Source organism: Nostoc sp. DedSLP04 (assembly GCF_034530775.1).
Classification (GTDB): Bacteria; Cyanobacteriota; Cyanobacteriia; order Cyanobacteriales; family Nostocaceae; genus Nostoc.
The window spans coordinates 1-24862 of sequence record NZ_JAVRCL010000068.1 but is presented as its reverse complement, the minus strand read 5'-3'; the positions used below and the strand labels follow the sequence as shown (position 1 = coordinate 24862).

At 41.9% G+C, this 24862-nt stretch carries 22 protein-coding genes; 11 read left to right on the top strand and 11 right to left on the bottom strand.

What is annotated here, in order from left to right; genetic code table 11:
• Positions 1–2: 2 nt before the first annotated feature.
• From RMX89_RS28780 to RMX89_RS28765, 4 genes are all read right to left on the bottom strand, one after another.
• Entirely contained in the window at positions 3–2273 is a 2271-nt protein-coding gene (locus tag RMX89_RS28780; protein ID WP_322691332.1) for a transglycosylase domain-containing protein, read from the bottom strand.
• Positions 2274–2652: 379 nt separating this feature from the next.
• On the bottom strand, positions 2653–3453 hold the full coding sequence (locus RMX89_RS28775) for a hypothetical protein (protein WP_322691331.1): 801 nt from the start codon (positions 3451–3453) through the stop codon (positions 2653–2655).
• Between the two features lie 219 nt (positions 3454–3672).
• Positions 3673–4149, bottom strand: coding sequence for a signal peptidase II (gene lspA / locus RMX89_RS28770; RefSeq protein ID WP_322675295.1), 477 nt, complete (start codon positions 4147–4149; stop codon positions 3673–3675).
• Between the two features lie 94 nt (positions 4150–4243).
• The gene (locus RMX89_RS28765; RefSeq protein ID WP_322691330.1) at positions 4244–4831 is read right to left on the bottom strand and encodes a biotin transporter BioY; all 588 of its coding nucleotides are present in this window, start codon (positions 4829–4831) and stop codon (positions 4244–4246) included.
• Between the two features lie 711 nt (positions 4832–5542).
• On the opposite strand from RMX89_RS28765, the gene pstS reads away from it, so the two are divergent.
• The 5 genes from pstS to RMX89_RS28740 all read left to right on the top strand — a co-directional run bounded on the left by pstS (position 5543) and on the right by RMX89_RS28740 (position 9991).
• A complete protein-coding gene (gene pstS, locus RMX89_RS28760; protein WP_322691329.1) occupies positions 5543–6724 on the top strand; it encodes a phosphate ABC transporter substrate-binding protein PstS in 1182 nt (393 codons plus the stop codon).
• A gap of 148 nt (positions 6725–6872) precedes the next feature.
• Positions 6873–7823 (top strand): phosphate ABC transporter permease subunit PstC, encoded by a 951-nt coding sequence (pstC, locus tag RMX89_RS28755; protein WP_322691328.1) that lies wholly within the window; start codon positions 6873–6875, stop codon positions 7821–7823.
• Positions 7824–7842: 19 nt separating this feature from the next.
• The gene (gene pstA / locus RMX89_RS28750) at positions 7843–8724 is read left to right on the top strand and encodes a phosphate ABC transporter permease PstA (RefSeq protein ID WP_322691327.1); all 882 of its coding nucleotides are present in this window, start codon (positions 7843–7845) and stop codon (positions 8722–8724) included.
• 54 nt (positions 8725–8778) lie between these two features.
• Complete coding sequence (gene pstB / locus RMX89_RS28745; protein ID WP_322675290.1) at positions 8779–9585, top strand: phosphate ABC transporter ATP-binding protein PstB; 807 nt, start codon at positions 8779–8781, stop codon at positions 9583–9585.
• A gap of 124 nt (positions 9586–9709) precedes the next feature.
• The gene (locus RMX89_RS28740; RefSeq protein WP_094351110.1) at positions 9710–9991 is read left to right on the top strand and encodes a hypothetical protein; all 282 of its coding nucleotides are present in this window, start codon (positions 9710–9712) and stop codon (positions 9989–9991) included.
• Positions 9992–10009: 18 nt separating this feature from the next.
• Here the strand turns inward: RMX89_RS28740 and RMX89_RS28735 are convergent, their stop codons facing one another.
• Both RMX89_RS28735 and RMX89_RS28730 read right to left on the bottom strand, forming a co-directional pair.
• Positions 10010–10576: a Uma2 family endonuclease gene (locus RMX89_RS28735; protein WP_322691326.1), complete on the bottom strand. Its 567-nt coding sequence runs from the start codon at positions 10574–10576 to the stop codon at positions 10010–10012.
• Between the two features lie 162 nt (positions 10577–10738).
• Complete coding sequence (locus tag RMX89_RS28730; protein WP_322691325.1) at positions 10739–11335, bottom strand: glyoxalase-like domain protein; 597 nt, start codon at positions 11333–11335, stop codon at positions 10739–10741.
• A 196-nt stretch (positions 11336–11531) separates the two neighbouring features.
• On the opposite strand from RMX89_RS28730, the gene RMX89_RS28725 reads away from it, so the two are divergent.
• On the top strand, positions 11532–12170 hold the full coding sequence (locus RMX89_RS28725; RefSeq protein ID WP_322691324.1) for a sigma-70 family RNA polymerase sigma factor: 639 nt from the start codon (positions 11532–11534) through the stop codon (positions 12168–12170).
• Positions 12171–12259: 89 nt separating this feature from the next.
• Entirely contained in the window at positions 12260–13339 is a 1080-nt protein-coding gene (locus RMX89_RS28720; protein ID WP_322691323.1) for a tetratricopeptide repeat protein, read from the top strand.
• A 97-nt stretch (positions 13340–13436) separates the two neighbouring features.
• On the opposite strand, the gene RMX89_RS28715 is transcribed toward RMX89_RS28720, so the two are convergent.
• From RMX89_RS28715 to hisG, 3 genes are all read right to left on the bottom strand, one after another.
• Positions 13437–14132: a hypothetical protein gene (locus RMX89_RS28715; RefSeq protein ID WP_322691322.1), complete on the bottom strand. Its 696-nt coding sequence runs from the start codon at positions 14130–14132 to the stop codon at positions 13437–13439.
• 335 nt (positions 14133–14467) lie between these two features.
• On the bottom strand, positions 14468–15922 hold the full coding sequence (locus RMX89_RS28710) for a sensor histidine kinase (protein ID WP_322675284.1): 1455 nt from the start codon (positions 15920–15922) through the stop codon (positions 14468–14470).
• A 520-nt stretch (positions 15923–16442) separates the two neighbouring features.
• Positions 16443–17087 carry an ATP phosphoribosyltransferase gene (gene hisG, locus RMX89_RS28705; RefSeq protein WP_322691321.1) on the bottom strand — a complete coding sequence of 215 codons (645 nt, stop codon included), beginning with the start codon at positions 17085–17087 and terminating at the stop codon, positions 16443–16445.
• A gap of 76 nt (positions 17088–17163) precedes the next feature.
• Here hisG and rppA point away from each other — a divergent pair, with 76 nt between their 5' ends.
• Positions 17164–17859, top strand: a complete 696-nt coding sequence (rppA, locus tag RMX89_RS28700) for a two-component system response regulator RppA (protein WP_322683986.1) — start codon at positions 17164–17166, stop codon at positions 17857–17859.
• 13 nt (positions 17860–17872) lie between these two features.
• Here rppA and RMX89_RS28695 read toward each other — a convergent pair whose 3' ends face one another.
• Positions 17873–18070: a hypothetical protein gene (locus tag RMX89_RS28695; protein ID WP_322683953.1), complete on the bottom strand. Its 198-nt coding sequence runs from the start codon at positions 18068–18070 to the stop codon at positions 17873–17875.
• Between the two features lie 154 nt (positions 18071–18224).
• Between RMX89_RS28695 and RMX89_RS28690 the strand changes: the two genes are divergently transcribed.
• A complete protein-coding gene (locus RMX89_RS28690; RefSeq protein WP_322691320.1) occupies positions 18225–18440 on the top strand; it encodes a hypothetical protein in 216 nt (71 codons plus the stop codon).
• Positions 18441–18660: 220 nt separating this feature from the next.
• On the opposite strand, the gene RMX89_RS28685 is transcribed toward RMX89_RS28690, so the two are convergent.
• On the bottom strand, positions 18661–19692 hold the full coding sequence (locus RMX89_RS28685; protein WP_322683951.1) for a 1-acyl-sn-glycerol-3-phosphate acyltransferase: 1032 nt from the start codon (positions 19690–19692) through the stop codon (positions 18661–18663).
• Positions 19693–20312: 620 nt separating this feature from the next.
• On the opposite strand from RMX89_RS28685, the gene RMX89_RS28680 reads away from it, so the two are divergent.
• Positions 20313–20567: a helix-turn-helix transcriptional regulator gene (locus RMX89_RS28680; RefSeq protein ID WP_322683950.1), complete on the top strand. Its 255-nt coding sequence runs from the start codon at positions 20313–20315 to the stop codon at positions 20565–20567.
• A gap of 1 nt (position 20568) precedes the next feature.
• Positions 20569–24708, top strand: coding sequence for a PAS domain S-box protein (locus RMX89_RS28675; RefSeq protein WP_322691319.1), 4140 nt, complete (start codon positions 20569–20571; stop codon positions 24706–24708).
• Positions 24709–24862 lie beyond the last annotated feature (154 nt).

Genomic DNA, 24862 nt, shown 5'->3' with positions numbered 1-24862 from the left:
AATTACCTTGTAATTCTCCGCATATAATTTCCCCATAATTGAGCTGCTTGAGCGCTGCTACCAGATGTCGGGGAATTATTGTCGTTTCCCAGCCAAACGCCAGTTACAAGTCGCTGACTGGGGATAAAACCAATAAACCACAAGTCAACGTTTTTATCAGTCGTGCCAGTTTTACCAGCTTCCCCTAGTCCAATGGCTGCACTACGACCAGTACCTCTGGCGATTACACCGCGCATCAAACCAGTCATTTCATCGGCGACATTAGTTGTCAACACTCGTTTGTTGGCACCTGGATCTTGGTCGAAGGAGTAGATTACACGACAGGTTTTGATATCATTGCGATCGCTGCAATCACCACTGTCTAAAATTCGGCTAATGGCATGGGGAGGATTCGACACACCGCGATTGCCAATAGCGCCAAAAGCACCAGTCATTTCCAAAACATTAACTACGCTTTGACCTAGTACCAAGCCGGGAACTGGATCTAGGTTTGATTTTATTCCCAAACGCTGCGCCATTGCCACAACTTTATCCAGCCCAACTTGTCTGGCAACTCGCAAGGCGATGGGATTTTCTGAAAGCGCCAGTCCGGTGGCAATATCTAAACTAGTGTCAGCACCTGCACGACAGGGTTTATAAGTAAAGCCTTGCCAAGTTAAAGGCGCGCAGGAATAACTGTTGGATGGTGAAATTCCCTGTTGAATCGCGGCGGTGTAAGCAAAGATTTTGAAGGTGGAACCTGGTTGTCTTTTGGCTTGAACAGCACGATTGAACTGACTTTTTTTGTAATCAGTCCCGCCTACCATTGCCAATATACTGCCCGTACTAGAGTCAAGAGTGACTAGCGCCCCTTGAGAAAAATTAAAATTTCTACCAGAGTTGTTCACCGAATTATTCAACGCTGCTTCTGCTTGTCTCTGTATGGTTGGATCGAGCTTGGTTTCAATGATATAGTTTCCCTCTCTTGCAGCTCCCTCCCCCAAAATTGATTCGAGTTCAGAGAAGACATAACTGTAAAAATAAGGTGCGATCGTTTTAGCTTGCTGTTCGCAGACTTTAGGACTAATTTGGACAGTGGAGCGTCTAGCTCGGTTCGCATCCTCTGCTTTAATTTTGCCCATCTCCAGCAACCGCTTAATTACGCGATTTCGGTATTCAGCTGCTTCTAGCTTATTTGGCCCATCCCCACAAAAATCGAAGGCGTTGGGTGCTGGTAAAATTCCTACCAATGTTGCTGCTTCTGCCAAAGTTAATTCTTTAGCCGACTTTTCAAAGTAATATCGGGCTGCATCCTCAAAGCCAGAGGTATCTCCTCCCAAAAAAACCCGATTTAAGTACATCAGCAAAATATCATCTTTGCTGTAAAATGTTTCGAGTTTTAGGGCGACAACTGCCTCCCGCAATTTCCGGCCAAGGGTATCCTGTCTGCCTACATACTCGCGGAACAAACTGCGGGCAACTTGCTGGGTGACAGTGCTGGCTCCTTGTTGCACATCTCCGGTGCGGCTATTAATCAACACAGCTCGTAAAATCCCCAGAGGATCGACCCCAAAGTGCCAGTAGTAACGACTATCTTCTGAAGCCACTACCGCAGCAGGCAAATAAGGGCCAAATTCCTCTAATCGCTTCATGTCTACATGAGAGATTGTCCGAGGTTCTCTCAGAGGAGTGGCTCCATCACGGGCGTAAACAACTACTGGGGCGCGTGTCGCTGTCGGTAGAGGTTTGACTGAAAATTTCAGCCATTCGACGCCAATCACTAACGTTAACAGCGCACTGACACCACCAACTCCATAAGCTGTCCAACTTGCAGCTTTGACATACCATGCTGGTGGGTCGACATATTGCAACCGTACAGAAGCGGCTAATTCTGGGGGCCCCAGAGTCAGAATATCGCCGTGACGCAGTTCTAGAGAACTAACACGACGTTTGCCACGATAAATGCCATTGGTGGAGTTTTCGTCTTTGATCGTGAAAACTGGTGTGCGCTGACTAGAATTCCGCGATAATGAGAGGTGAATTTGGCTGACAACAGGGTTACGGATAACGATATCGCTGGATTTCGAGCTACGTCCAAGAATATAGCGATCGCCCAACAGTGGATATACTTCTGCTTTATCCGCCCCCGCATCCTGCACCCAAAGTTCTGGTACTTTGGCATTAGGCTTGAGCGCCAATTTTGAAAAATCGACCCTAGCTTGAATCGTATGTACTGCTTGAGTCAGTTGACCTAGTAACGTTTGTGGCTTGTGAGGGGGTTGGGGAGAACTCATCGGCTATTCACATCACAGTTTTTAATGAAGAATCAGGCGAATTACAATCAATTTTAGATGTTAGTCTTTCATCATTTTACTCATAAGCCAAAGCATAAATTAGCTATACGTAACTTTTTGAGCTAATTTATACTTTAATTTATGTTAAAGCTAAAATAAGGTTGTAACTTTAATCACTTTTTTTATAGACAAATATTTTTGTATATTATTTTCAAAAGTTTATATAAGCTAGTATCAATAGTTCTTGAACTACAGATATACTTTTTACTTTTGTCTTTTTAAACACTAGTTGTCAATAAATAACTGATTTAATTTTTACCAATTTTACATATCCACATATTCTGAAACAAACCTAAATATCTTCATTTAGGAGGATTTTCTAAATCTTGGTTATCTGCTTTAATGGGGCGAGTGTTCTGTTGAGGTTAATTTGAGAAATGATGGGAAAATCTCTGAGCTTGATTGGTACAGCTTTATCTTTGGCACTTACCACTAATATTGCTGTAGCCGAATCCAGTAAATCCCCCATAGCCCAATCTAGTACCGACTCCACTAGTGCACCAGCGGAAATCAAGCTGTCACCAGAAGGTAAGAAAATTCTGTGCGAGAATTTTCCACTTAATTCACGTTGTCCCGGCGGCACAGCACTCACCCCTAGCGCTCCTGGTAGTACTACAGTACCAGCAGAAACAACACCAGCAGAAACAACAACGCCTGATAGCACCACCACTCCTGACAGCACAACTGCACCAGGAAGCACTCCTTCTGGATCTGGTACTCCCGAAACCACTCCAGCACCAGGAAGCACAACCCCATCGGCACCTGGCGCACCTAGCAACTTAACTCCACCACCAGGAAGCGTTACTCCAACCACTCCTGAAGGCGCACCTAGCAACTTAACTCCAGCACCAGGAAGCTCAACCACTCCTGAAGGCGCACCTAGCAACTTAACTCCACCAGGAAGCTCAACCACTCCTGAAGGCGCACCTAGCAACTTAACTCCACCATCAGGAAGCCCAACCACTCCTGAAAGCGCACCTACTACTCCTGGCAGCACTACCGAACCAGGTAGCTCAACTACACCAGAACAACCTGGCACTCCTGGCACTCCTGGCAGCAGCCTCGAACCCGGTAGCTCTCCCAGTACTCCTGGCTCTAGTTCACCAAAAACTCCTACCACAGGTAACTAAATTTAAAGCTAGGGCATAATCTAAATAATGGTTTGCCATCAGCGATCGTCGGTGCATCTTTCGCGATCTCTTGCATCAGTTTGGATAACTGGTGTTAAGTGACAAATAAAAATTGATAAAAACCTTATAAGTAAAGTCTTCGCATATAAGACTGAGCAAGGGTTTCACTAAGTCAATAGCCTGGGATTAATCATCCCAGGCTTAATAGTTTAATGGGATCTGCCAGTTGAAGTCGGTGTTTTTTGGAAGGAAGCAATTAACAGGAAAACAATACCGATACTAATAAATGAATCTGCCACATTAAATACAGCAAAGTTAATCAGGCGAAAATCAAGAAAATCAACGACGTAGCCTAAAACAAAACGATCGATACCGTTGCCCATAGCTCCACCTAAAATCAAGCCATAGCCTAACTGATCCCACAAATTTAATGTTGGACCAATTAACGCCAATGCGATCAACACTAAACTCACTCCTAAAGATAGCCAGCGCAACCACTCTACTTTCCCACTCAACAGACTAAAAGCCGCACCAGTGTTAGTGACATACGTAAAGTGAAAGATACCTGGTAAGAGTGGTAGTGTCTGTCCCAAGCTAAAGCTTTGTACTACCCAGTACTTTGTTATTTGGTCTAAGAAAAAAGCAATGAAAGCAGCGATCCAGAAAAGACGATTTTTTAAATGCATGGCGAATTAGTCATTGGTCGTTGGTCGTTGGTCATTAGTCATTGGTCATTGGTCATGAGCTTTTGACAAATGACAAAGGACGAAAGGCAATGAACTAATAAAACATTAAGTGACGCAATATATATGCTATTACACTAACTGCACAGACCACGGTTAGTTGACCTGGTAGTGCAAACCAGGAATATCTAAGGATTGCTTGTATCAAGGTTAGATTTTCTGTGCCTTTCCATTGAAAAAAATAGCTAATAATTAAATAAGTAATACCGCATAGGTGGAGAGTTAATAAGCCACAGACACAACTAAAGGCAAGAGTTTCTAGTCGAGGTCTGGCTTTAAAAGCAACTAAGCCACAAATCCAAGCTCCGGGAATAAAACCTAGTAGATAGCCAAACTGAGACAGCTTGACATAACCAATACCACCACCATCGGCAAATACTGGTAATAAGGTTAACCCCATGACTAAATAGGCAATTTGCGAGAGCGCACCCGCATTTTTGCCTCCTAAACAACCCACCAACAATACTGCGCCAATTTGAAAAGTGACACCTAAAGAAAAAGTCTGAATTCCGTGCTGACTCCAAGTCCAAGGTAAGGTGATGCCATAAACTTCTAAGAAGGTACCACCCATTGTCAGGAGTAAGCCAATCATAGACCATAGTAATTGATTGGAAGCAGCAAACATTTATCAGGTAACCAAGGAAAAGCAAAAGGGAAAACCAACAGCAACTAGTATATTCATTAATATTGAAATGAAATTTGTGCTGACATCTTAAGAACTAGCATATTTTCTTTTGCCTTTTTGGTATGTAATTTTTCAGTTTTACGAATTTCAGCTTAGGTGTCTATTGTCTAATTTTATTAACTGAGGCGTGTTCTGAATTCTGGTATTTGACCGAAAATACAGTAAAATCTACATTATTGAGCTTGGTATTTATACTATTTTTTCAGATAATTGCCTAAATTGAGCTACAAAGTGCTTAATATTTATAGTGCTTATCAGTTGAGTCTAATACAGACCTAACAAGAACAGCCACTTCCCAAGGAAGTGAAATAATATTCACAGCCTTTATCCTTTTAGGAGAGGTAGAAGTGTATTGGATACAAAGCAAAAGCGCTATTCCATACTAAAATTTTTTCACAACTGAGCCAAAGAATTTACTCCAATAATAAAGTTTTGTAAATGCGTATGAGCTACTTAAGCCAGTGCTAGATGTAACTTGAGAGTTAAGTAAGAGTATAAAAATTATCAAGCAAAACTAAAAATAAGGGTTTGTTCTTCATCAAAAAAAAACAAGCATTTTTTGTTCTATTAACCTATTGTTAATCTTTATTGCTGTCCTTTAGGAGTATCTTAGAAACGCTCACCTGAAAAGTTACTAAAAAATTGATAGCGATGCTCTTACGTCTTAGTGCAATAAAAACTCATCGCCTCACAGGTTCAATTTCAGTGTTAGCACTGACAATCAGCCTAGCAGCTTGTGGCGGACAGCAAACACCAGATGGTACAGCCACCAAAGATACGCCTTCTGGCACTGCTACAGATACTACTGCTTCTAGCCCAGCTAAATTAGACCTTGGCGGAACCGTAAAGTTAAGCGGGGCTGGTGCGTCTTTTCCGGCACCACTGTACGATACCTGGTTCACAGATTTAAACAAAAAATATCCCAATCTGCAAGTTGACTATGCATCAGTTGGTAGCGGTTCTGGAGTTGAACAATTTATCAAAGGCACTGTAGACTTTGGTGCCAGCGATGTCGCAATGAAGGATGAAGAAATCCAAAAAGTACCAGCAGATAGGGGTGTTATTTTACTGCCTGTAACTGCTGGTAGCATCGTGCTGGCTTACAACTTGCCTGATGTTCCAGAACTCAAGCTCCCACGAGCCGTTTACGCCGATATTCTACTAGGCAAAATCACGTCTTGGGATGATGCCCAAATTGCCAAGGCTAACCCAGGTGCAAAGCTTCCAAAAGAGTCAATCACAGTTGTTTATCGTTCAGATGGTAGCGGAACCACGGGTGTGTTCACAAAACACCTCAGCGCTATCAGCCCTGAGTGGAAGAGTAAAGTAGGTGAAGGCAAAACTGTCAACTGGCCTAAGGGAGTAGGTGCTAAAGGTAATGAAGGTGTTACTGCCCAAATCCAACAAACTCAAGGTTCCATTGGTTATGTCGAGTATGGCTATGCCAAACAAAATAGTCTCAAGTTTGCTGCTTTGGAAAATAAAGGCGGTAAGTTTGTTGTAGCTAGTGAAGAGTCAGCTTCTAAAACTCTCGAATCAGTAGCTCTACCCGCAAATCTCCGCTCCTTCATTTCCGATCCCGAAGGGGCTGATTCCTATCCCATTGTCACTTACACCTGGATTTTGGCTTACAAGAAATACCCCAATGCGGCAAAAGCCAAGGCGATTGAAGCTGCGATCGAATACGCTTTAACTGATGGACAGAAGCAAGCTAGTGCATTAGGATATGTTCCTTTACCCTCAAATGTGATTACAAAGGTAGCTGCTGCTGCTGACCAAATCAGTCCAGAGTACAAAATTTCTGTTGCCAGTGGTAATAGCGCTAGCAAGTAAGCAAGCAATAAAACATGCCTATCCAGTAGTAACTTTGGACACGGAGTTACTATTGTATAAGTCAGTTTAAATAGATGATGAGGCGACAATTTTACTAATCTGGTTGCCTCCATATTTTTCTCTGATTTTATTCTGAAAGTCGGTATTCATGACTACAAATTCTCAAAATCTGTCATCAGCGATGAAAAATCGCTCTGACGCCGAAAAATCCCTAGATTTGGGTTTTATTTGGCTGACTAAAATTTTCGCTTTTGGGGTTGCTGGTACTTTATTATGGATTGGGTCGCAGGTTGCAATTGCCTCTTGGCCTGCTATCCAAAAGTTTGGTGCTGGCTTTCTAGTCAACACCACTTGGAACCCGGTTAATGATAGCTATGGGGTGCTACCCCAAATTTATGGAACTCTCGTGAGTTCTTTTATTGGTCTGCTGATAGCGGTACCAATTGGGGTTGGTACTGCCATTGTACTGAGCGAGGATTTTTTACCTGCAAAAGTGAAGCTGGTACTGGTTTTTGCGGTAGAACTGCTCGCAGCTATTCCCAGCGTTGTCTATGGCGTGTGGGGTATTTTCGTTTTGGTGCCAATATTAACCAGCTTGGGAAAATGGCTGAATGGTTACTTTGGCTGGCTGCCATTTTTTAGCACTTCTCCTACAGGGCCAGGAATGTTACCGGCGGGAGTCATCTTAGCGATTATGACTTTGCCCATCATCACAGCTTTATCCCGCGATGCCTTGATTTCTGTACCCCCCAGCTTGCGCCAAGCCTCTATCGGACTAGGAGCAACCCGCTGGGAAACGATTTTGCAAGTTCTTATCCCAGCAGCCTTTTCGGGCATAGTTAGTGCTGTGATGTTGGGACTTGGCCGCGCAATGGGAGAAACAATGGCTGTAACGATGTTAATTGGCAATTCCAACAACATCAGTCTTTCTCTTTTAGCACCAGCCAATACGATTTCTTCTCTACTAGCAAATCAATTTTCAGAAGCGAGTGGTTTGCAAGTTGCGGCTTTAATGTACGCGGCTTTAATTCTATTTTTTTTGACACTGGTAGTCAATATTCTGGCAGAGTTGATCGTTCTGAGAGTCAAGCGAATATAGCTTAGTTTTGGGTTAAATTATGACTTCTAATTTTCCAGAGCGCAGTTTAACTCGCTCCGCCATGTCTCAAAGGACACTGTTTAATACAGTGATGACCGTAGTCGCATTTATCTGCGGAGTATTGGCACTTTTACCTTTGCTAGCAGTCCTTTCTTACGTGATTATTAAAGGCTTTAGCAGTCTGAATTTAGCCGTGTTTGTTGAACTGCCACCCAAAGCCCTCCAAAAAGGAGGAGGCTTTGGTAATGCAATTTTAGGCACACTGCTGATGGTAGGAATTGCTGCCTTGATTAGTATTCCCTTTGGAGTTTTAGGGGCGATTTACATCACAGAATTTAGTTCGGCAAGAGTAGCTAGATGGGTGCGTTTTGCAGCTAACGTCCTTAGTGGAGTCCCCTCCATTATTGCTGGGGTATTTGCCTATGGGATTGTAGTTTTGACAATGGTAAAGTTGAATTTAGGATCGTATTCAGCTCTGGCTGGAGGGTTTGCACTGGCAATTTTGATGTTGCCAATTATTCTGCGAACTACTGATGAAGCGTTACAGTTAGTATCGCAAGATTTGCGACAAGCTTCTGTAGGGTTGGGAGCGACTAACTTTCAAACTGTAAGTCAAGTAGTCTTACCAGCAGCTTTACCAGCTATTGTAACTGGGGCAACGCTAGCGATCGCCAGAGCATCTGGAGAAACCGCACCTTTGCTATTTACTGCTCTATTTTCTAACTTTTGGCCAGATGGTTTATTCCAACCAACAGCTTCTCTGGCTGTCTTGGTTTACAAATATGCCATTTCTCCGTTTAAAAATTGGCAATCTCTAGCTTGGGCAGCATCTTTAATTTTGGTATTGATGGTTCTAATCACAAGTATCATCGCTCGTTGGGCAACTCGCAAAAAAGCTTAGTAAAACCATCCACAGTGCATATCCCATCGCTTAAACTAACACTAGATTTAATTTATGCCTACCAATACTAGGACAGTGAATGACACTGAAACCGTTTTACGCACTGAAAATCTCAACGTTTACTATGGCAAGTTTTTAGCCTTACAGAATATTTGGCTAGATATACCGAAAAATCAAGTAACTGCTTTTATCGGCCCTTCTGGTTGTGGTAAAAGTACGTTGTTGCGATGCTATAACCGTCTCAATGACCTAATTGAATCATTTCGGGCAGAAGGTAAAATACTTTTTTACGATAAAAATTTGTATGCATCCGACATCGATCCTGTAGAAGTGCGTCGGAGAATTGGGATGGTGTTTCAAAGACCAAACCCATTTCCCAAATCAATTTATGACAATATTACTTTTGGAGCCAAAATCAACGGCTATAAAGGTAATTTAGATGAATTAGTAGAAAGCAGTCTTAGAAAAGCAGCTTTGTGGGATGAAGTCAAAGATAAACTACAGCAAAGTGGCTCGTCTTTATCTGGTGGACAACAACAACGATTATGTATTGCTCGTGCGATCGCAGTACAACCTGAAATTATCCTGATGGATGAACCTTGCTCCGCTCTTGACCCCATTTCCACCTTGCGTGTTGAAGAACTGATTCACGAACTTAAAGAGCAATATACTATTGTCATTGTCACCCATAACATGCAGCAAGCAGCGCGTGTTTCTGATAAGACAGCCTTTTTTAATGTTCGGACTTCAGAAACAGGAACCCGTAATGGCTATATGGTAGAGTATGATGCAACAGAAGTGATTTTCAACAATCCTCAGCAGGAAGATACCAGAGATTACGTCAGCGGCAAATTTGGATAAATATTTATTTCACATTACATTGTAGATATTAAAGCAATGAGGGATATTCGGAAATTAAAGTTGTGCGATATTCCTCTATGTTTTTTATTTGAAGAACTTTTTTCTCCCCAACAACTTCATCTCCATGTTGTCCGATGTCTATTACTTGGTGCGCTCAAAAACTGACGGGAATTATCTTATAGCTCGTCCTGATGCTGAAACATCGGGTTATTTATTGCTGTTTCAAGAAAACTTTGACGCCCTTAGCTATCTCAACACCCACGCAGCAGAAGTGGCAAATCGCTTTGCGGTGGAATCTATTGCGCGTACACAGTTGGGGAACTTGCTCAAACGCTGGGGTTTTAGCGGTGTGGGTATTGTGACTGACCCGTTATTGCCCAAAGTTGAATTTTTACAGCACAGTTAACTAATTCGTAATTTTATATTAATTAAATAGTTGTGCGATCGCAGAAGTAAAATTAGGTAATATTGGTGAACTCAATTCATCACCATTGAATAACGTAGCAACTAACTTTAAACTCGCTTGTTCGCGTCGATATACTTCCACCTGTTGCTTACGCCAATCTACAATCCAATATTCTCTGACACCTCGTGATGAGTAGAGCTTAAGTTTTAGTTCTCTGTCCCGTTTTTCATTTTCAATACCAGCAGATAGTACCTCTACAACCAGTTCTGGCGCACCAATTAAATGCCCTGCCTCGTCTAAAAGTAGAGGTAATCTCTCGTTGCTAGCCCAGACAACATCGGGAATAACATTATCATTATCGCCAAAAATTATTCCTGGAGCAGGTACGACCTGTCCCAAAGAAGTAGCTTGTGACCAAATATGCAATGGAGTAATAATTCTGACACACGTTTTTTGATGATTCCAGTGGGGCGCTCTGGTCACAAATAATTCTCCGTCAATAATTTCATAGCGATTCCCGTTATCTGGAAACAACTCTAAGTCGGCGGTAGTCCAGCGCACTCTCTCAGATATCGGCTGGTTCATAAATTATCTCAGTTAGGGGATTTACCTATTTTAGCCTGGGTCGAAATGGGATATTAGTTAGGAGTAAAGCCGGGAGTCAATCTAAAATCTAAAATCTAAATTCCAAAAATATTGGGTGGAGCGCTCGCTCCACCCAACCTAAAATAATCTAATCATTAACTACTAATTCGCTACCTCAGCCACCTCAATCACTCGCCCTTCATAGTCCTTGACTAAAAAGTTCAGGGGTTTGTGGTTACGAATCTTTAATTTCAAACCGCGCATTTCGACTCGCATTAAAATCATTTCCAGGCAGTCGTGGTCAAAACAAACGTGGCGTTGCTGATTTTTGCTACCTAAACTTGCACCAGTAATGACGTGTAGCTGGGTATTTTTCTTCAATTGATACCACAGCCCATCGTTGGCATTATTCATCATTTTGCTAGACAAGCTCGGCCCAGTAGACATATATAACGGATCGATGCCAGTTGCGCCTATAGTTTGTTCGTAGTTGTAGTAGTAGTGCAATGGCACCTCTGCTGCTGGCAAATCTAGCAGTCCTTCATACAACTGTCGGGCAATCTCCAAATCTGACACCATTACAGTGTGTACTTTTGGGGCACTAGTGAGAAACATCCACATAGCACCAGCGTAAGCTGCTAGCAGCATCACCATAATGCCTTGGGTGGAGAACAGGCTATCTAAGGGCAGGGAAGGCAGAAAGGAGCCTAAAGTAAGGGGACTGAGCAAGAATGATACCACACTAACTACTATAACCATGAACAAATAAGGATTCTTTAAGAGAGTTGATTTTATGATTGTCGATTAAGACTAAAATTAAGTCCTTGTTTCTAGTTTATCAATACTCAACTAGTCTGAATCTCATCTACAAACTGAGCAACACCAAGATATTATGCGATTAACTAGGGGAGTGCAATTCCCAGAACTATTTTAACAATTATCAACTCCAAGACTTGTGCAAATTCCTCATTTTCCCGAAGCTAATCACCCACTGGTGAAGTCGCTGTTCCATCACAGTGACCATGAATTACTGACTCTGTTTCAGCGCTATCCAGATGCCGGAAAGTACTTTACGGTGATTTTTTGCCGTTATAGCCCCATAGTCTACACCTTAATTCGGCATTCGGCGCGATCGCCTGTGCAGGCAGATTATCTGTTTGCCCTGACGTGGCGACATATTTATTACGAACTCGGTGGACTCAAGTTAACTGACTCGGAATCAGGTGAGGAAGCTTTAACCATGCAGAATTGGTTAATTAATATGACAGCTTTCTGTATAAATGAGATTAAACTACCACCCACAGAAGCAATTCATTATTCTCTGCAAACGACTTCACCGCCGCTATGGTGCTATGTACAACAGGCATTAGACCAATTACCACCAATTTTACGATTAATTGTATTAATGGCTCAAACTTTCCACTGGAGTGAAACTAGAATCGCTGCTTATCTACAAGCTGAAGGAGAAGCGATCGCTCCTCATGAAGTAGCCAATTTTCTACAAGAAGGCTATCGTATGCTAGAGGACAAATTGCCCACAGATATTCGTGCTATATACTTTGGAGAAGATTTAGCTCAATCAGAACTTAAGTAGAAATGCGTATATTACTTGTCTTCATTTTTAAAACTTAAAACTTTTTCTTAGACCTTCTACTTAAACCCGCAACTTTACGGGTAATTTTTATGAAACAACGGCTTGTATTTCCCTGCCAAAAGGTAGGCTTAATTTGTGTAGGTGCGATTTCTTGTCCCCAGGTACTTTTACACAGCTTTTTACTGTTTGCTTTTTTGCTGAGTCCTGTAGCGGGTGCGCTTGATATTTCCGAACAACTTCATCGCCCTTTAAATAATTCCGTTGGGCGACAATCAAGAGATGAAGCAGACGGTTTGCTGCGTATTGGTCAACAAGAATACGCTTCAGGACATGCCGACAAAACAATTGCGTCTTGTTTGCGAGCATTAGAACTATATCATTCCATTGGCGACCTGAAAGCACAAGGTTTGACATACGATTTGCTTGCTAAGGCTTATGTGCAGCTTGGTAGTTCAAAAGAGGCAGAAGATGCTTTCAGAAGAGGATTAGCGATCGCTCGTGATACTAAAGACTTGCAATCTCAGATTTTTGTGCTGAATAATATCGGTACATTTCTGCTGCAAAAAGGCGAATTTGCTGCTGCTGGTGAAACAATTGAAGATGCACTCGCAATTGCTCACGGGGTGAAAAATATTGAAGGTGAAGGACTGTCTTTGAGTAATTTGGGCTTGGTAAGTGCCAGGTTGGGAGATTATAACAAGGCGATTAAACTGTACGAAAATGCTTTAATTTTCCGCCGTCAGACTGGCGATGCCATCGGTGAAGCAAATACCTTGAATAATTTAGGAGACGCTTATTTAGGATCTGGAAATTATCAAGATACCATTGCTAGTTATGGTGAAGCAATGGGGACAGCTAAAACCAATCGCGATCGCACTAATCAATTACGGGCAATTGACGGTTTAGTTACGGCTCACACTGCTGTCGGACGTTACGAACGCGCTTTTGACTTACTAGAACAACGTTTAGCACTCGCTAAAGAATTACAAAATTTACGCGAAGAATTAAAATCTTTTGAATCTTATGCCCAGTTATATAAACAACAAGGTAACTACCTAACTGCCCGCAATTTTTACGAAAGGGCAATTATACTGGCGCGGACATTGCAAGATAGCAGGCAAGAAGTGCAATTGCGGGATCAATTAACTAAAATGCTTCAGCGAAAGTAGCAGTAAAACTCCGAAAATCTTTTGCATTATTGAAAGTAGGGGCAATTCATGAATTGCCCCTACACTTTTGTATAAGTTAACCCACGCCTTAGCTCTACTAATTCAAGAACACTGAACCGTTTCGTTCAATTCTCATAGCACTTCTGCCCTGTGTTGCATTGGTGGCTTCCTTAAATGTAACTTCCAAGCTTCCAGGTTCTAAAGAAGCTTGTGGAGTCACTATTAACTGTCCGCTATCTTGTCGTTCAAATGTTACTGTTACTGGTGCTTTTAAAGCTTGCAGCGTTACATCTGACTTACCTTCTAGCGATCGCGGTGCCGTATCGCCAATCACTTGGAAAGTTATCTTAGCCGCAGTATTATTCACCAACCTGATATTAACCATACCATTAGTGAGTGCGATCGTCGCACTGGGGGTTTGCCGTGGTTCTACCAGTGGTTGTTGGTCATTGGAAACCGCAGGTGGTGAAGGCTGTTGAGTTCGATCGCCAGGAATTGGGCGTGGTGGTACGGGAGACACTTGCCCTTCAGCCGGAGGAATTGGGCGTGGTGGTACGGGAGACACTTGCCCTTCAGCCGGAGGAATTGGGCGAGGTGGTGTGACACCTGATTCCGGCGATCCGGGAGCTTGAGAGCGGTTGTAGGGTGGTTCGCTAAAAATGCTAGGACTTGGGTTAACCTTAACAGTAGATTCTTGTGCTAATGCTTGAGGAATTGCTGGCAGACTACTTAGCAACCCCCCACAAAGAGCGCCAAATAACTTGCCAGACTTGCGGAAATTTTGAGACTTCATATTTGTTCTTAACTCCTAAAAAAAAGTTCAATTTTTGTTACAAAGAATTTCTCCAACCGGAAATTAAATTAGGTTTTATCGGTCGTTGAGTATATTTAAGTTTTTAACAAACTACTCGATTTATCGCATCTAGCTAAGGATACGAAAATTATCTAAAAAAAATGAAAATATTTCATTCTCAAGATTTAAAGTCTTAATCATTGTCATTAAGCACTTTGTGTAATAGTCTAATTCAATATACTGCTAAAAAATAAATTTTCGCGCTAATAACTAAAGTCAATTTGAATAAATTAAAATTTTACATCTATCACAAGAAATAAAAATTTATTAGCAAATTAATACTCAAAAGTTATTGGCAAAGTGATAGTGAAGGTAGTGCCAATGCCTTGGGTACTTTCAACTTGAATATAACCGTGATGATGTTCGACAATAGCTTGAGCGATCGCTAATCCCAATCCTGAACCTGTAGCGCTGGCTGTGGCTGTATTCCCCGCCCTATGAGTACGTGCCGGATCTACTCGATAAAAGCGGTCAAATAAGCGTGGTAGGGCTTCGGCTGGAATTCCAACTCCGGTATCACTCACTTTAACTTGTAACTGGGCACTGGTGTTACGTAGTCCAGAAACACGATTTATTCCTTCTATCCGCGCCAATTCCACTTTCACTCGTCCACCTGCTGGAGTGTAATGCAAAGCGTTAGCAATTAAATTTGTGAATAGTCGCACCAATTGATCCCAATTACCTACAAGAGTGAACCAATTCTCCAGTAATTCGGGGCTAGTTTCAGAGATAGGAGGGTCAACTAAGTCTAGAGAAAGGGCGATTTCTTTCTCAGGGATTAACAATTGTTGTTCTTCAACCACCTCTATTAGCAAAGCGTCCAACGGACAAGGTGAAAAAGTATCTTTGCTAATACCACTATCCTGTCGTGCTAGGAAGAGTAAGTCATTGACTAACTTACCCAAACGCTGCGTTAATCGTTCCACCACTTTTAACTGTTGTCGATATTGCAAAGAAGTAGTCGTTTCTGTCTCTGCTAAATCCAAGTCAGCAAGCGCAACTTGCACATTAGTTTGAATCAAAGTAATCGGACTTCTCAGTTCGTGGGAAGCATCAGCAGTGAATTGTTTAAGACGTTGATAAGATTCACCCACCGGTTCCATCGCTTTACCCGAAAGAAACCAACCACTTGCACCTACAGAAAGCAACATTAACCCAATACCTAATGCCAAATCAAAAATTAACTGGCGACTAGGTTTAGTAACTTCAAACCAAGGATGACTAACGCGCAGATATCCTAATACTTGGCGTTTCACTTCTACGCGTTGGGTGACTTGTCGTAATAAGAGTGGGGAGTTAGGAATTTTGAATTTTGAATTTTCACTCTCTGCTTTGACTACGCGTACAGTTTCACCAGTGCGATTGACACGAATGGGAATATTTAGGGGTTCAGATAGCGTTGACCAAAGTAATTTACCAGTTGGACTAAACCATTCTAAATCAATGTGGTCATCTTCTACAGCGTCGGTATTATTACCAAAACTGGCTTCTACATTAATGCGAAATTTATCTGCATCAGTATTAATTGGCTCAAATATTAGTGTAGATGCACAACCACTGCTTGTGAGACAACGCTCTACTATTTCCACTACATGGTTAAGTGTGTCATCAATCCGCTCAATCAGTGTAGTACGGAAGTATAAATAAACGCCACTGGCAAACAGTAGCAGTAATACAGCAGTGACCGCAGTGTACCAAATTGCAAGACGGCGGCGAGTAGCTTGAAACATCTTTTCACCTACTTTTTTTGACTAAATATTATCAGATTACGTGTTAAGAATAATTATAAATGGCTTTTTATTATCAACATTATTTAAAAAGAATACTGTTTAAATTCTTGGCGATCGCATCCAATTTTAACGCTCAAAAAAATATTACTTTGTCTGCAAAAATAATATCAATATAACTTTGATTACATTAGCTGAGAGGTTAAATAAAAAATTTAATCTTTGTATGTGATGAGTTTCTACGCGTTTTATGCAACAAAAGATAAGGGCTTTTAAAACCTAGTCTCTAGCCAGAAGTTATATCAATTTTAAAAAAGAATGCGACAAATAGACCATTTGTAGAGACGCGATTCATCGCGTCTTTACCCAAGGATGTTAGGAACGAGCATCTAAAGAAGCGTTATTACAAATTACAAATGATAAGCTGCCCTTGCTTTAATTTGCACAACTAGGGCGGGCAAGATGCCCACCTCACAAGAGATTTATTTTTTTGGAAGATGCAAATTAAAAGATTTTTAGCTTATTAAACCTCTACCAAAACGGCCTCGCGCAGCTTGTCAATCACATCACTCAGATTACCTGTATTCAGACGGTAACTCAGAGGATGAGCAATCAATCGCGCCGTGCTTTCATACAGACTAGCAATTTCAATCAAACCATTTTCGCGTAAAGTCCGCCCTGTAGAAACCAAATCTACGATCGCTTCTGACATTCCAGTAATTGGGCCTAGCTCTACTGAACCATACAATGGCACTATTTCTACAGGTAAATCCAGACTATGGAAATATTCACGAGCGCAATTGACATATTTTGAAGCAACTCTACCATGCGGTGGTAAATCTAAAGGCGATCGGTAAGCACTTGATTCTTTTACCGCCACTGACATCCGACAATGACCAAACTGCAAATCTACCAAGTGAGCAACTTGCGGCTGCTTCTCCTGCAGCACATCATAACCAACAACCCCTAGTTGTGCTTGACCATATTCCACATAAACGGGCACATCTTGCGCCCGTACCAGTAAAGCTTTTGCAACTCCTTTAGTATCAGGAATTTGAAGTTGGCGAGTTCCTGAATCTAAAAAAGCACTAAAATCTAATCCGACAGCTTGTAGCAAGCGGATGCTATTTTTAAGTAGTTCCCCTTTTGGCAATGCAACAGTCAGCATTTTTGTTATTGGTATCCTTAGCGTCTTGGCAGTTGAATAATATTGAGAATATCTCTATATGCTTACCACAAGCAGCATGAGAATTTTATTAGTTGATGATGAAGTTGAACTAACTCAACCTTTGAGCCGCTTGTTAACTCGTGAAGGTTATGCCGTAGATGCCGTTTATGATGGGACATCTGGCAGCGAACTTGCACGGGCAGGCAGTTATGACCTACTTATTTTAGATTGGATGCTGCCAGGAAAAACGGGGTTAGAGATTTGTCAGGAATTGCGCCGCCAAAGCAAAACCACTCCCGTATTGTTCCTTACGGCTAAAGATACTCTTGATGACCGCGTACAAGGTTTAGATGCTGGTGCGGACGACTATTTGGTTAAACCTTTTGAACTGCGGGAGTTATTAGCAAGAGTCCGTGCTTTATTGCGTCGTTCCGGTACTCAAACTTATGAGACTAGCACCGGACGACTTACTGTTGCTGATTTAGAACTCGATTGTGAAAATCAAGTAGCCTATCGCCAAGGACGAATAATTGAGCTATCGCAAAAGGAAAGCCAGTTGTTGCAATACTTTATGGAACACACTGGACAACTTTTAACTCATGCCCAGATTATGCAAAATTTGTGGCAAGAAGAAGAACCTAGTAGTAATGTGATAGCGGCATTAATTCGTTTGCTGCGCCGTAAGATTGAGGTAGGTAAAGAAACTGCGCTGATTCACACAGTCTACGGCAAAGGCTATCGTTTTGGTGCTTCCTCAGTGGAGTCAGTTTAGCGGCTGTTTCGACTCACAAAGATTTGGTTAATTGTTTAGGAGAATCATTGATATTTCTCAGTCTTTGCAACTTTAATTCCTGTCGAAGTTTGTTGTCGAGGGATAAATCTACAGGCATCATAATTTGTGAAATTCCCTTCCAGATACGAAGCCGATTATTCGCACCCATATCTTTTTTACTAAACCCAAGAAAAATTTCGGAATCTTCCATAAGGGTTGACGGAAAACGACAACATCAGCATTTGCCACAAATAGATAAGTGTTGGTAACGAACGCATAAGTGTCGTTACTAACGAATAAGCATTGGTAACAAAATCGGTTGTGTTGGTAACGAACGTATAAGTGTCGTTACTAACGGATAAGCATTGGTAACAAAACAGGTTGCGTTGCTAATAAACGGACAAGCTGTGGTAGAAATAACAACTTTATTCCTAACCACACCTCCATACAGGATTACCAATGTTTGCAATGATTTTCTCTATTTCGGCTTAGTCAACAGTATAGTGGCGATCGCATTCACAACAGCCATCAGCGTCTCAAGTTCCAGAAATGCACTACAAACTTATACCATTTCTTTGTGAGGCTGCGCCAAACCCTTTTAACTTCTTTCTTTCTTTACTTTGTGTCCTTGGCGTCCTTCTCTGACGAGATGCTGCGCGAATGCGGTTTGTTTCTCTTTCTTCTGTCTTGTACTTAAATATGGTTTAGCGCATCTTCATACAAAATTGGTGTTACAGCAGTTATCATTGAATTTAACGACATTGTAAACCTGTTATAATCAACAATTTTTAGCTTATAATATTAAGATTTACCCAAAAAATGATTAATTTTGAGTTGCAGTTTTTCTCGTAGTTGTTGTGCTTGTTGATAGGTTACTGCACGCCTTTTGTTTGAGTGGTTGTGCAATTCTACTAATTCCAAAGGTTGAATAAAGTAACGCAAACGAGTTCTCATTGCCCAAATTCCCATTGAGGGAAACAGAAGTAAGGCAAACATCAAAAGCGACAAAGGTAAGAATGGTAGTTTGACTAGTCGTTGTAACTTGGTGAAATTAACGGCCCAAGGATGCAGAGATTCACTGCCGATGCAAACTACTGGCAGAATGGGAATATGATAGCGATCGCTCAACTGAATAAAGCTCACATCAAACTTTTCTAGTTGATAGCGTCTTCTCCAACCTTTCAAAGGCCCGCGAACACCTTCGGGTGCATATAAAAGAATTTTACCTTCAGCAAGCGCCCCCTCAAAATCATCTAATTCGGCTCGCACACCACCTAAAACCTGCGACCATTGAGGTGGTAGCCACCAAATCATCCAAGGATGCTCAAATAATACTGGATTGGCGATGGGTTGCACTACCCATTCTTTGGCTTCACTTAATAAATAAGCCAAGGTTAAAAAGTCCCAAGGGAAACACATCCCGGCATGATTCATTGCCACAATCAATGGCCCTGTTGGCGGCAAGTTTTCAACTTGTTGCAACTCTCCCCGAAAATAGTATCTAACGATAGGGGCCAGAATTTCTTTGCCAAAAGCTTGTTGATATTTAGGAGCGAATTCACCAACTTCTTTTCGAGGTGAACGAAAACCCAGACGCAACCAGCGACTCAGCAATGCTAGATAAAATCCGCCAGGAATTAAAAATAATCCATATTCTAGCCAATTCCAACCATCTGGATCTGTGTGATAGTGCTGCCAATGGCGGTTGAATAAAATTAACCACCCTGGAGGATACCAAAGACAAAACCAATCAAACCAGTTAAATATATAGCCTTCATCTGGTGAATTTTCCTGTTGACTGTTTAATAAGTTTTCGGAGTGTTGATTAATCAAAACAGTTAAAGATGAGGATTAGGCAAAAGTTTTATCAATAGTGGATCGTAACTTTCTAATTTTTTGACTGGCATCTGACCATAGAAGTAAAACTAACTACATATTTTAGAATCTATTTTAGATTGACAACCTAGTTTGGTTGAATGCAGTACAAAAGTAGAGATAACAACATGTTTTACCATACAATTATCTGTACTCACCTTGGTGTAGCCTCTGTCTGCGACATGCTGTTCGCGTTCGTAGAGAAGTTGTAAACTGCTGTAGTTACTAAATTAGCGAGATAAAAAAGCTTTTATCAAGTACAAAATTAACTTTATATATAACAAATTAATTTAAATATGAATCATGAAAGTGTGGCGCACTAGCAATTGTTTGGCTGTGTGCGAGCGCTAATAATTATTTAGTCAAATTGCCTTAGATAATACTATCTTGCTATCCCATACCAAGCAAAACTTAATGTTTATTTTAGATATACCTTCTACACTAAACACTAAGCCGTGAAGACGATAACTGAATTTTGATGTTTCGCCAAAAGATGAAATTGATAACGACTAATGATTATTTAAATTCTTCCTCAAGCTGGAGACGAATGGCGAGACATCTGTCTTACTCTTCCTACTATGGAACTAGAAAAGCCACTCAAAATTTCAGATTTCATCCGTCAACTTCGGCAGCAACTCGATCTCTCTCAAGAAAAGTTTGCAGCTAAGTTAGGAGTTTCCCTACGAACAATCAATCGTTGGGAGAACGGAGCTACAGTGCCTTCACAGATGGCACTAAAGCTGATTGAAGAAATGTTAGAGAAGATGGGCAAAGCAGACAAAAGACTAGCAAACGAGTATCTCCCAAAATCGGAGCAACGGGAGGACTCTTAAGATGATGGTGAAAGTACCTGAAAAAATTTTGATGATGCGTTCTCGGTTCATAGCTTTTAGTGTGATGATTCTGGCAGTCATGACGGCAATCCTGTTGACAAAAGTGTTACTGCCAGTTTTCGATCCGAGCGTATTTACATTATTTTATGCTGTTGTGGCAGTTAGCGCCTGGTATGGTGGTATGAGACTAGGAGTGCTAGCGATCGCTTTATCTGTGACAACTGCGCTCTATTTTTTAATCGATCCAGTCTACTCCTTCGATTTTCTCAGCCTGAAAGTCCTGGTACGATTAACCACATTCTCACTAGTATCCTTCTTAATTACTGCGCTTTCTTCAGAGTTGCGAACTGCTAGACGCAAAGCAGAGACAAGCCTCAAATTGTTGCAAAATAGCGAAATGCGGTTTAGCCGATTGGCAGAATCCAACATCATTGGGGTAATCGTAACTAATATGAACAACGGCTGCATCGTCGAAGCCAATGATGCTTTTCTGAAGATGATCGGCTATACGCAAGAAGATTTCTCTGCTAACCAAATAAACTGGCGCGAGATTACCCCACCGGAGTATCTTCTTTTGAGCGAACGTTCGGTGGAAGAAGTAAAAACTACTGGAATATGTAAGCCTTTTGAAAAAGAATACATTCGTAAAAATGGCGATCGCATTCCGGTTCTGCTCGGTTCTGTAATGCTGGGAGACACTCAAGAAACGGTCATTGCCTTTGTTGTTGATTTGAGCGAACAGCAAGCTGCGCTACGCGAACGCAAACAAGCAGAAGCGGCATTACAGCAAGCCAATCAGCGGAACACACGCACTCTAGAAAACATGAGTGATGCATTTATGACTCTAGACCGAGATTGGCGAATCATCTACCAAAATACCCAAGCAGAGCGAATTAACGGTAGACCCCGGACAGAGGTCATTGGTAAGTCGCACTGGGAGGAGTGGCCGATATCGTTAGGCACAAATTTGGAGCTAAATTATCGGCGGGCGATGGCAGAGCAAATTCCCGTCCATTTCGAGTATCACTACTACTTACCATCCAAATATGACTTGTGGCTAGAGATTCACGCCTATCCCAGTGAAGATGGTCTTGACATTTTCTTTCGCGACATCACTGAACGCAAACAAGTAGAACGAACTTTGCGACAGAAAGAGGAGCGTCTGAGATTAGCGAACGAGCGGTTTGAGTTAGCCGCATCTGCGGTCAATTGTCTGATTTATGACTGGAATATAGAACAAGATAGCGTTGAAAGAACTGATGGGTTAACTCGAATTTTGGGCTATTCCCTCGCAGAAGCTGAAGCAACTGGTAATTGGTGGTGTGAGCTTGTTCATCCAGAAGATTTGCCAAGCGTACAAGAGGCGATACTTGCTTTGGGAAATAGCGATCGCTATGCTGCCGAATACCGAATTCGCAACAAAAACAATCAGTATATCTATGTATTAGATCAGGGGATAGTGGTGCAACGGGATGTTGATGGAAAGCCAGTACGTTTAGTTGGCAGCACTACAGATATCAGCGAACGCAAACAGGTAGAAGCAGCAATCCAAGCAAGGGAGGAACGGCTCAGGAGTTTTGTGAAAGCAAATATAGTTGGCATTCTCTTTGGTGATGTGAATGGTAGCATCACTGAAGCCAACGACGAGTTTTTGCGAATTGTCGGCTATACCCAAGAGGATATCCAAGCAGGTAGATTAAGCTGGGCTGATATCACGCCATCTGAGTATCAATATTTAGACGAACTAGCTATTGCCGAAGCAATAGCTAAGGGAACCTGTACTCCTTATGAGAAGGAATTTATACGCAAAGATGGTTCCAGCGTCCCAGTTGTAGTTGGCTACTCCCTTTTAGGAGAATCTCGGCATAAATCAATCGCATTCATTCTGGATATTAGCGATCTCAAACAAGCTAAAAAAGCACTGAGTCAGAGCCAAGAGCAATTTCAAGCTTTTATGGATAATATTCCTGCCGCCGCATGGATTACGAATGCATACGGACGCGTACTTTATCTCAGTCCAACTTATTTGAGCACATTCAATGTAGCAACAAATAAGGCGATCGATAAAAACATTTTTGACCTATACCCAGTCCAAATTGCTCAACCCCTCCTCGATAACATTAGAATAGTTGCCGAAAGGAATCAGGTTGTTCAAACGATTGAGTCTGCCCCACGCACAGATGGCACCCTTGGCGAATTTTTTGTTTATAAGTTTCCCATTGCCGATGCCTCTGGTCAACGTTTGGTAGGAGGGGTTGCAATTGACATTACCGAACGCGAACGCGCCCTTCGCGAACGTCAGCTTGCAGAACAAGCCTTACAAGAACGCAGTGAAAGACTTAAACTGCTTTCGGAAACGACCAGTGATTTGCTTTCAACCGAGCGCCCTTTGGATCTAATGAACAGCTTGTTTAGCAAACTCTCAGCGCAAATGGATTTGCACTGTTACTTTCACTATTTAATCGATACACACGAAAATAAGCAGAAACTTCGGTTAGTAGCTTGGAACGGCATTACTGATGAAGTATTTCAAGCAATTGAATACCTGGAATTTAATCAAGGGATATGCGGATTAGTGGTGCAAGAACGCCGTCAAATTGTCGTCAATAATGTGCCGCACTCTACCCATCCCCATGCCAATATCCTCCATGCTTTAGGAGTTACAGCCTATGCAGGTCAACCGTTAATTGCTCAAGGAAAGCTGCTTGGTGTCCTCTGCTTTGCCAGTCGCACCCGTACCAATTTCACTTCTGGGGAAATAGCTTTATTACAAGCAACTTCCGATCAGGTGGCGGTTGCTCTGGAACGCGCTCAGTTAATGGCTTCGTTACAGCGACGGAAAGAAGAATTAATCCAAGCTAATCGAATCAAAGATGAGTTTTTGGCAGTGCTTTCCCACGAACTTCGCACGCCGCTAAACCCGATTTTGGGATGGTCGAAATTACTACAAACGAAAAAGTATGATGAAGAAACCACTACTCGCGCTCTCGAAACCATTGAGCGCAATGCCAAGCTGCAAACCCAATTAATCGAAGATTTACTCGATGTCTCTCGCATTCTCCAAGGTAAGCTGAGTCTGAATATTGCTCATGTGAATTTAGAAACTGCGATCGCCGCAGCAATGGAAACTGTACGTCTAGCCGCTGAAGCCAAATCGATCGATTTGCAATTTACAATTTTAGACTTCGACGCAAGCACTCAGTCCTTACCTGCGGGACGCTACGCGAAGGACAAGACTCAGGAACCATCGAAGGATTTTGGATTAGAAAATTCTCAAAGAAATTTAAACTCTATCGATTTTAATCAGCAACCTAACACTTTAAAATGCCAAACTTCAAATTCTAAATTTTTAGTTACAGGTGATTCTAATCGCTTGCAGCAAGTTATCTGGAATCTAGTTTCCAATGCTATTAAGTTTACACCCCAAGGTGGAGAAATAGAAATCAGTTTAGAGTCTGTTGGTTCTCAAGTTCAATTGCGAGTCAGTGATACAGGTAAGGGAATTAGCCCTGACTTTTTACCATTCGTTTTTGACTACTTTCGACAAGCTGATGGCGCAACTACTAGAAAATTCGGCGGACTGGGCTTAGGATTAGCTATTGTTCGTCACATTATTGAGCTACACGGTGGTACAATTAAGGCAGAAAGTTTGGGTGAAGAACAGGGAGCAACCTTTACAGTCATGCTACCGCTCATCCAGATCGATCTAAATAGCCATCAGATAGCCTCTCAAGCTGATAATTTGCCCGATTTCAAGGGGTTGAAAGTTCTGCTTGTGGATGATGAGCGGGATACACGAGAGTTAATTGCTTTCATTTTGGAGCAATCTGGCGCGGTAGTAATCCAGGCAGCATCTGCGATGGAAGCACTACGAATTATGCCTCAGTTCCAGCCAAATTTGCTGTTAAGCGACATTGGAATGCCAGAAGTAGACGGCTATATGCTGATTCGTCAGATTAGAGCTATGTCAGCAGAACTTGGAGGAAAAATTCCCGCGATCGCCCTTACAGCTTATGCTGGTGAGGTTGATTATCAACAGGCAATTGCCGCCGGATTTGGGCAGCATATCACCAAACCAGTGGAGCCAGCTAAATTACTTCGTGCGATCGCTAACCTTATTTATAGTTGTAGAAATTGTTAATTGAGAGACTTCATAATTTTGTATTTATAAGCTTTCAAACCAGAAAGCAACATTATACCTGCCCCATCGTGAGAGTTTAAGATAAGCTTACTTTTTTCAATTATCCCTCTTCTGTCACTTTCCGAGTATTCTGAATAAAAGGATTAAAAGAAAA

Excerpts from the sequence above, each read along its gene's own strand:
- RMX89_RS28780 (WP_322691332.1), bottom strand. The coding sequence starts at position 2,273 with ATGAGTTCTCCCCAACCCCCTCACAAGCCACAAACGTTACTAGGTCAA.
- lspA (WP_322675295.1), bottom strand. The coding sequence starts at position 4,149 with ATGCATTTAAAAAATCGTCTTTTCTGGATCGCTGCTTTCATTGCTTTT.
- RMX89_RS28765 (WP_322691330.1), bottom strand. The coding sequence starts at position 4,831 with ATGTTTGCTGCTTCCAATCAATTACTATGGTCTATGATTGGCTTACTC.
- pstS (WP_322691329.1), top strand. The coding sequence starts at position 5,543 with ATGCTCTTACGTCTTAGTGCAATAAAAACTCATCGCCTCACAGGTTCA.
- pstC (WP_322691328.1), top strand. The coding sequence starts at position 6,873 with ATGACTACAAATTCTCAAAATCTGTCATCAGCGATGAAAAATCGCTCT.
- pstA (WP_322691327.1), top strand. The coding sequence starts at position 7,843 with ATGACTTCTAATTTTCCAGAGCGCAGTTTAACTCGCTCCGCCATGTCT.
- pstB (WP_322675290.1), top strand. The coding sequence starts at position 8,779 with ATGCCTACCAATACTAGGACAGTGAATGACACTGAAACCGTTTTACGC.
- RMX89_RS28740 (WP_094351110.1), top strand. The coding sequence starts at position 9,710 with ATGTTGTCCGATGTCTATTACTTGGTGCGCTCAAAAACTGACGGGAAT.
- RMX89_RS28735 (WP_322691326.1), bottom strand. The coding sequence starts at position 10,576 with ATGAACCAGCCGATATCTGAGAGAGTGCGCTGGACTACCGCCGACTTA.
- RMX89_RS28730 (WP_322691325.1), bottom strand. The coding sequence starts at position 11,335 with ATGGTTATAGTAGTTAGTGTGGTATCATTCTTGCTCAGTCCCCTTACT.
- RMX89_RS28720 (WP_322691323.1), top strand. The coding sequence starts at position 12,260 with ATGAAACAACGGCTTGTATTTCCCTGCCAAAAGGTAGGCTTAATTTGT.
- RMX89_RS28715 (WP_322691322.1), bottom strand. The coding sequence starts at position 14,132 with ATGAAGTCTCAAAATTTCCGCAAGTCTGGCAAGTTATTTGGCGCTCTT.
- RMX89_RS28710 (WP_322675284.1), bottom strand. The coding sequence starts at position 15,922 with ATGTTTCAAGCTACTCGCCGCCGTCTTGCAATTTGGTACACTGCGGTC.
- hisG (WP_322691321.1), bottom strand. The coding sequence starts at position 17,087 with ATGCTGACTGTTGCATTGCCAAAAGGGGAACTACTTAAAAATAGCATC.
- rppA (WP_322683986.1), top strand. The coding sequence starts at position 17,164 with ATGAGAATTTTATTAGTTGATGATGAAGTTGAACTAACTCAACCTTTG.
- RMX89_RS28695 (WP_322683953.1), bottom strand. The coding sequence starts at position 18,070 with ATGGAAGATTCCGAAATTTTTCTTGGGTTTAGTAAAAAAGATATGGGT.
- RMX89_RS28680 (WP_322683950.1), top strand. The coding sequence starts at position 20,313 with ATGGAACTAGAAAAGCCACTCAAAATTTCAGATTTCATCCGTCAACTT.
- RMX89_RS28675 (WP_322691319.1), top strand. The coding sequence starts at position 20,569 with ATGATGGTGAAAGTACCTGAAAAAATTTTGATGATGCGTTCTCGGTTC.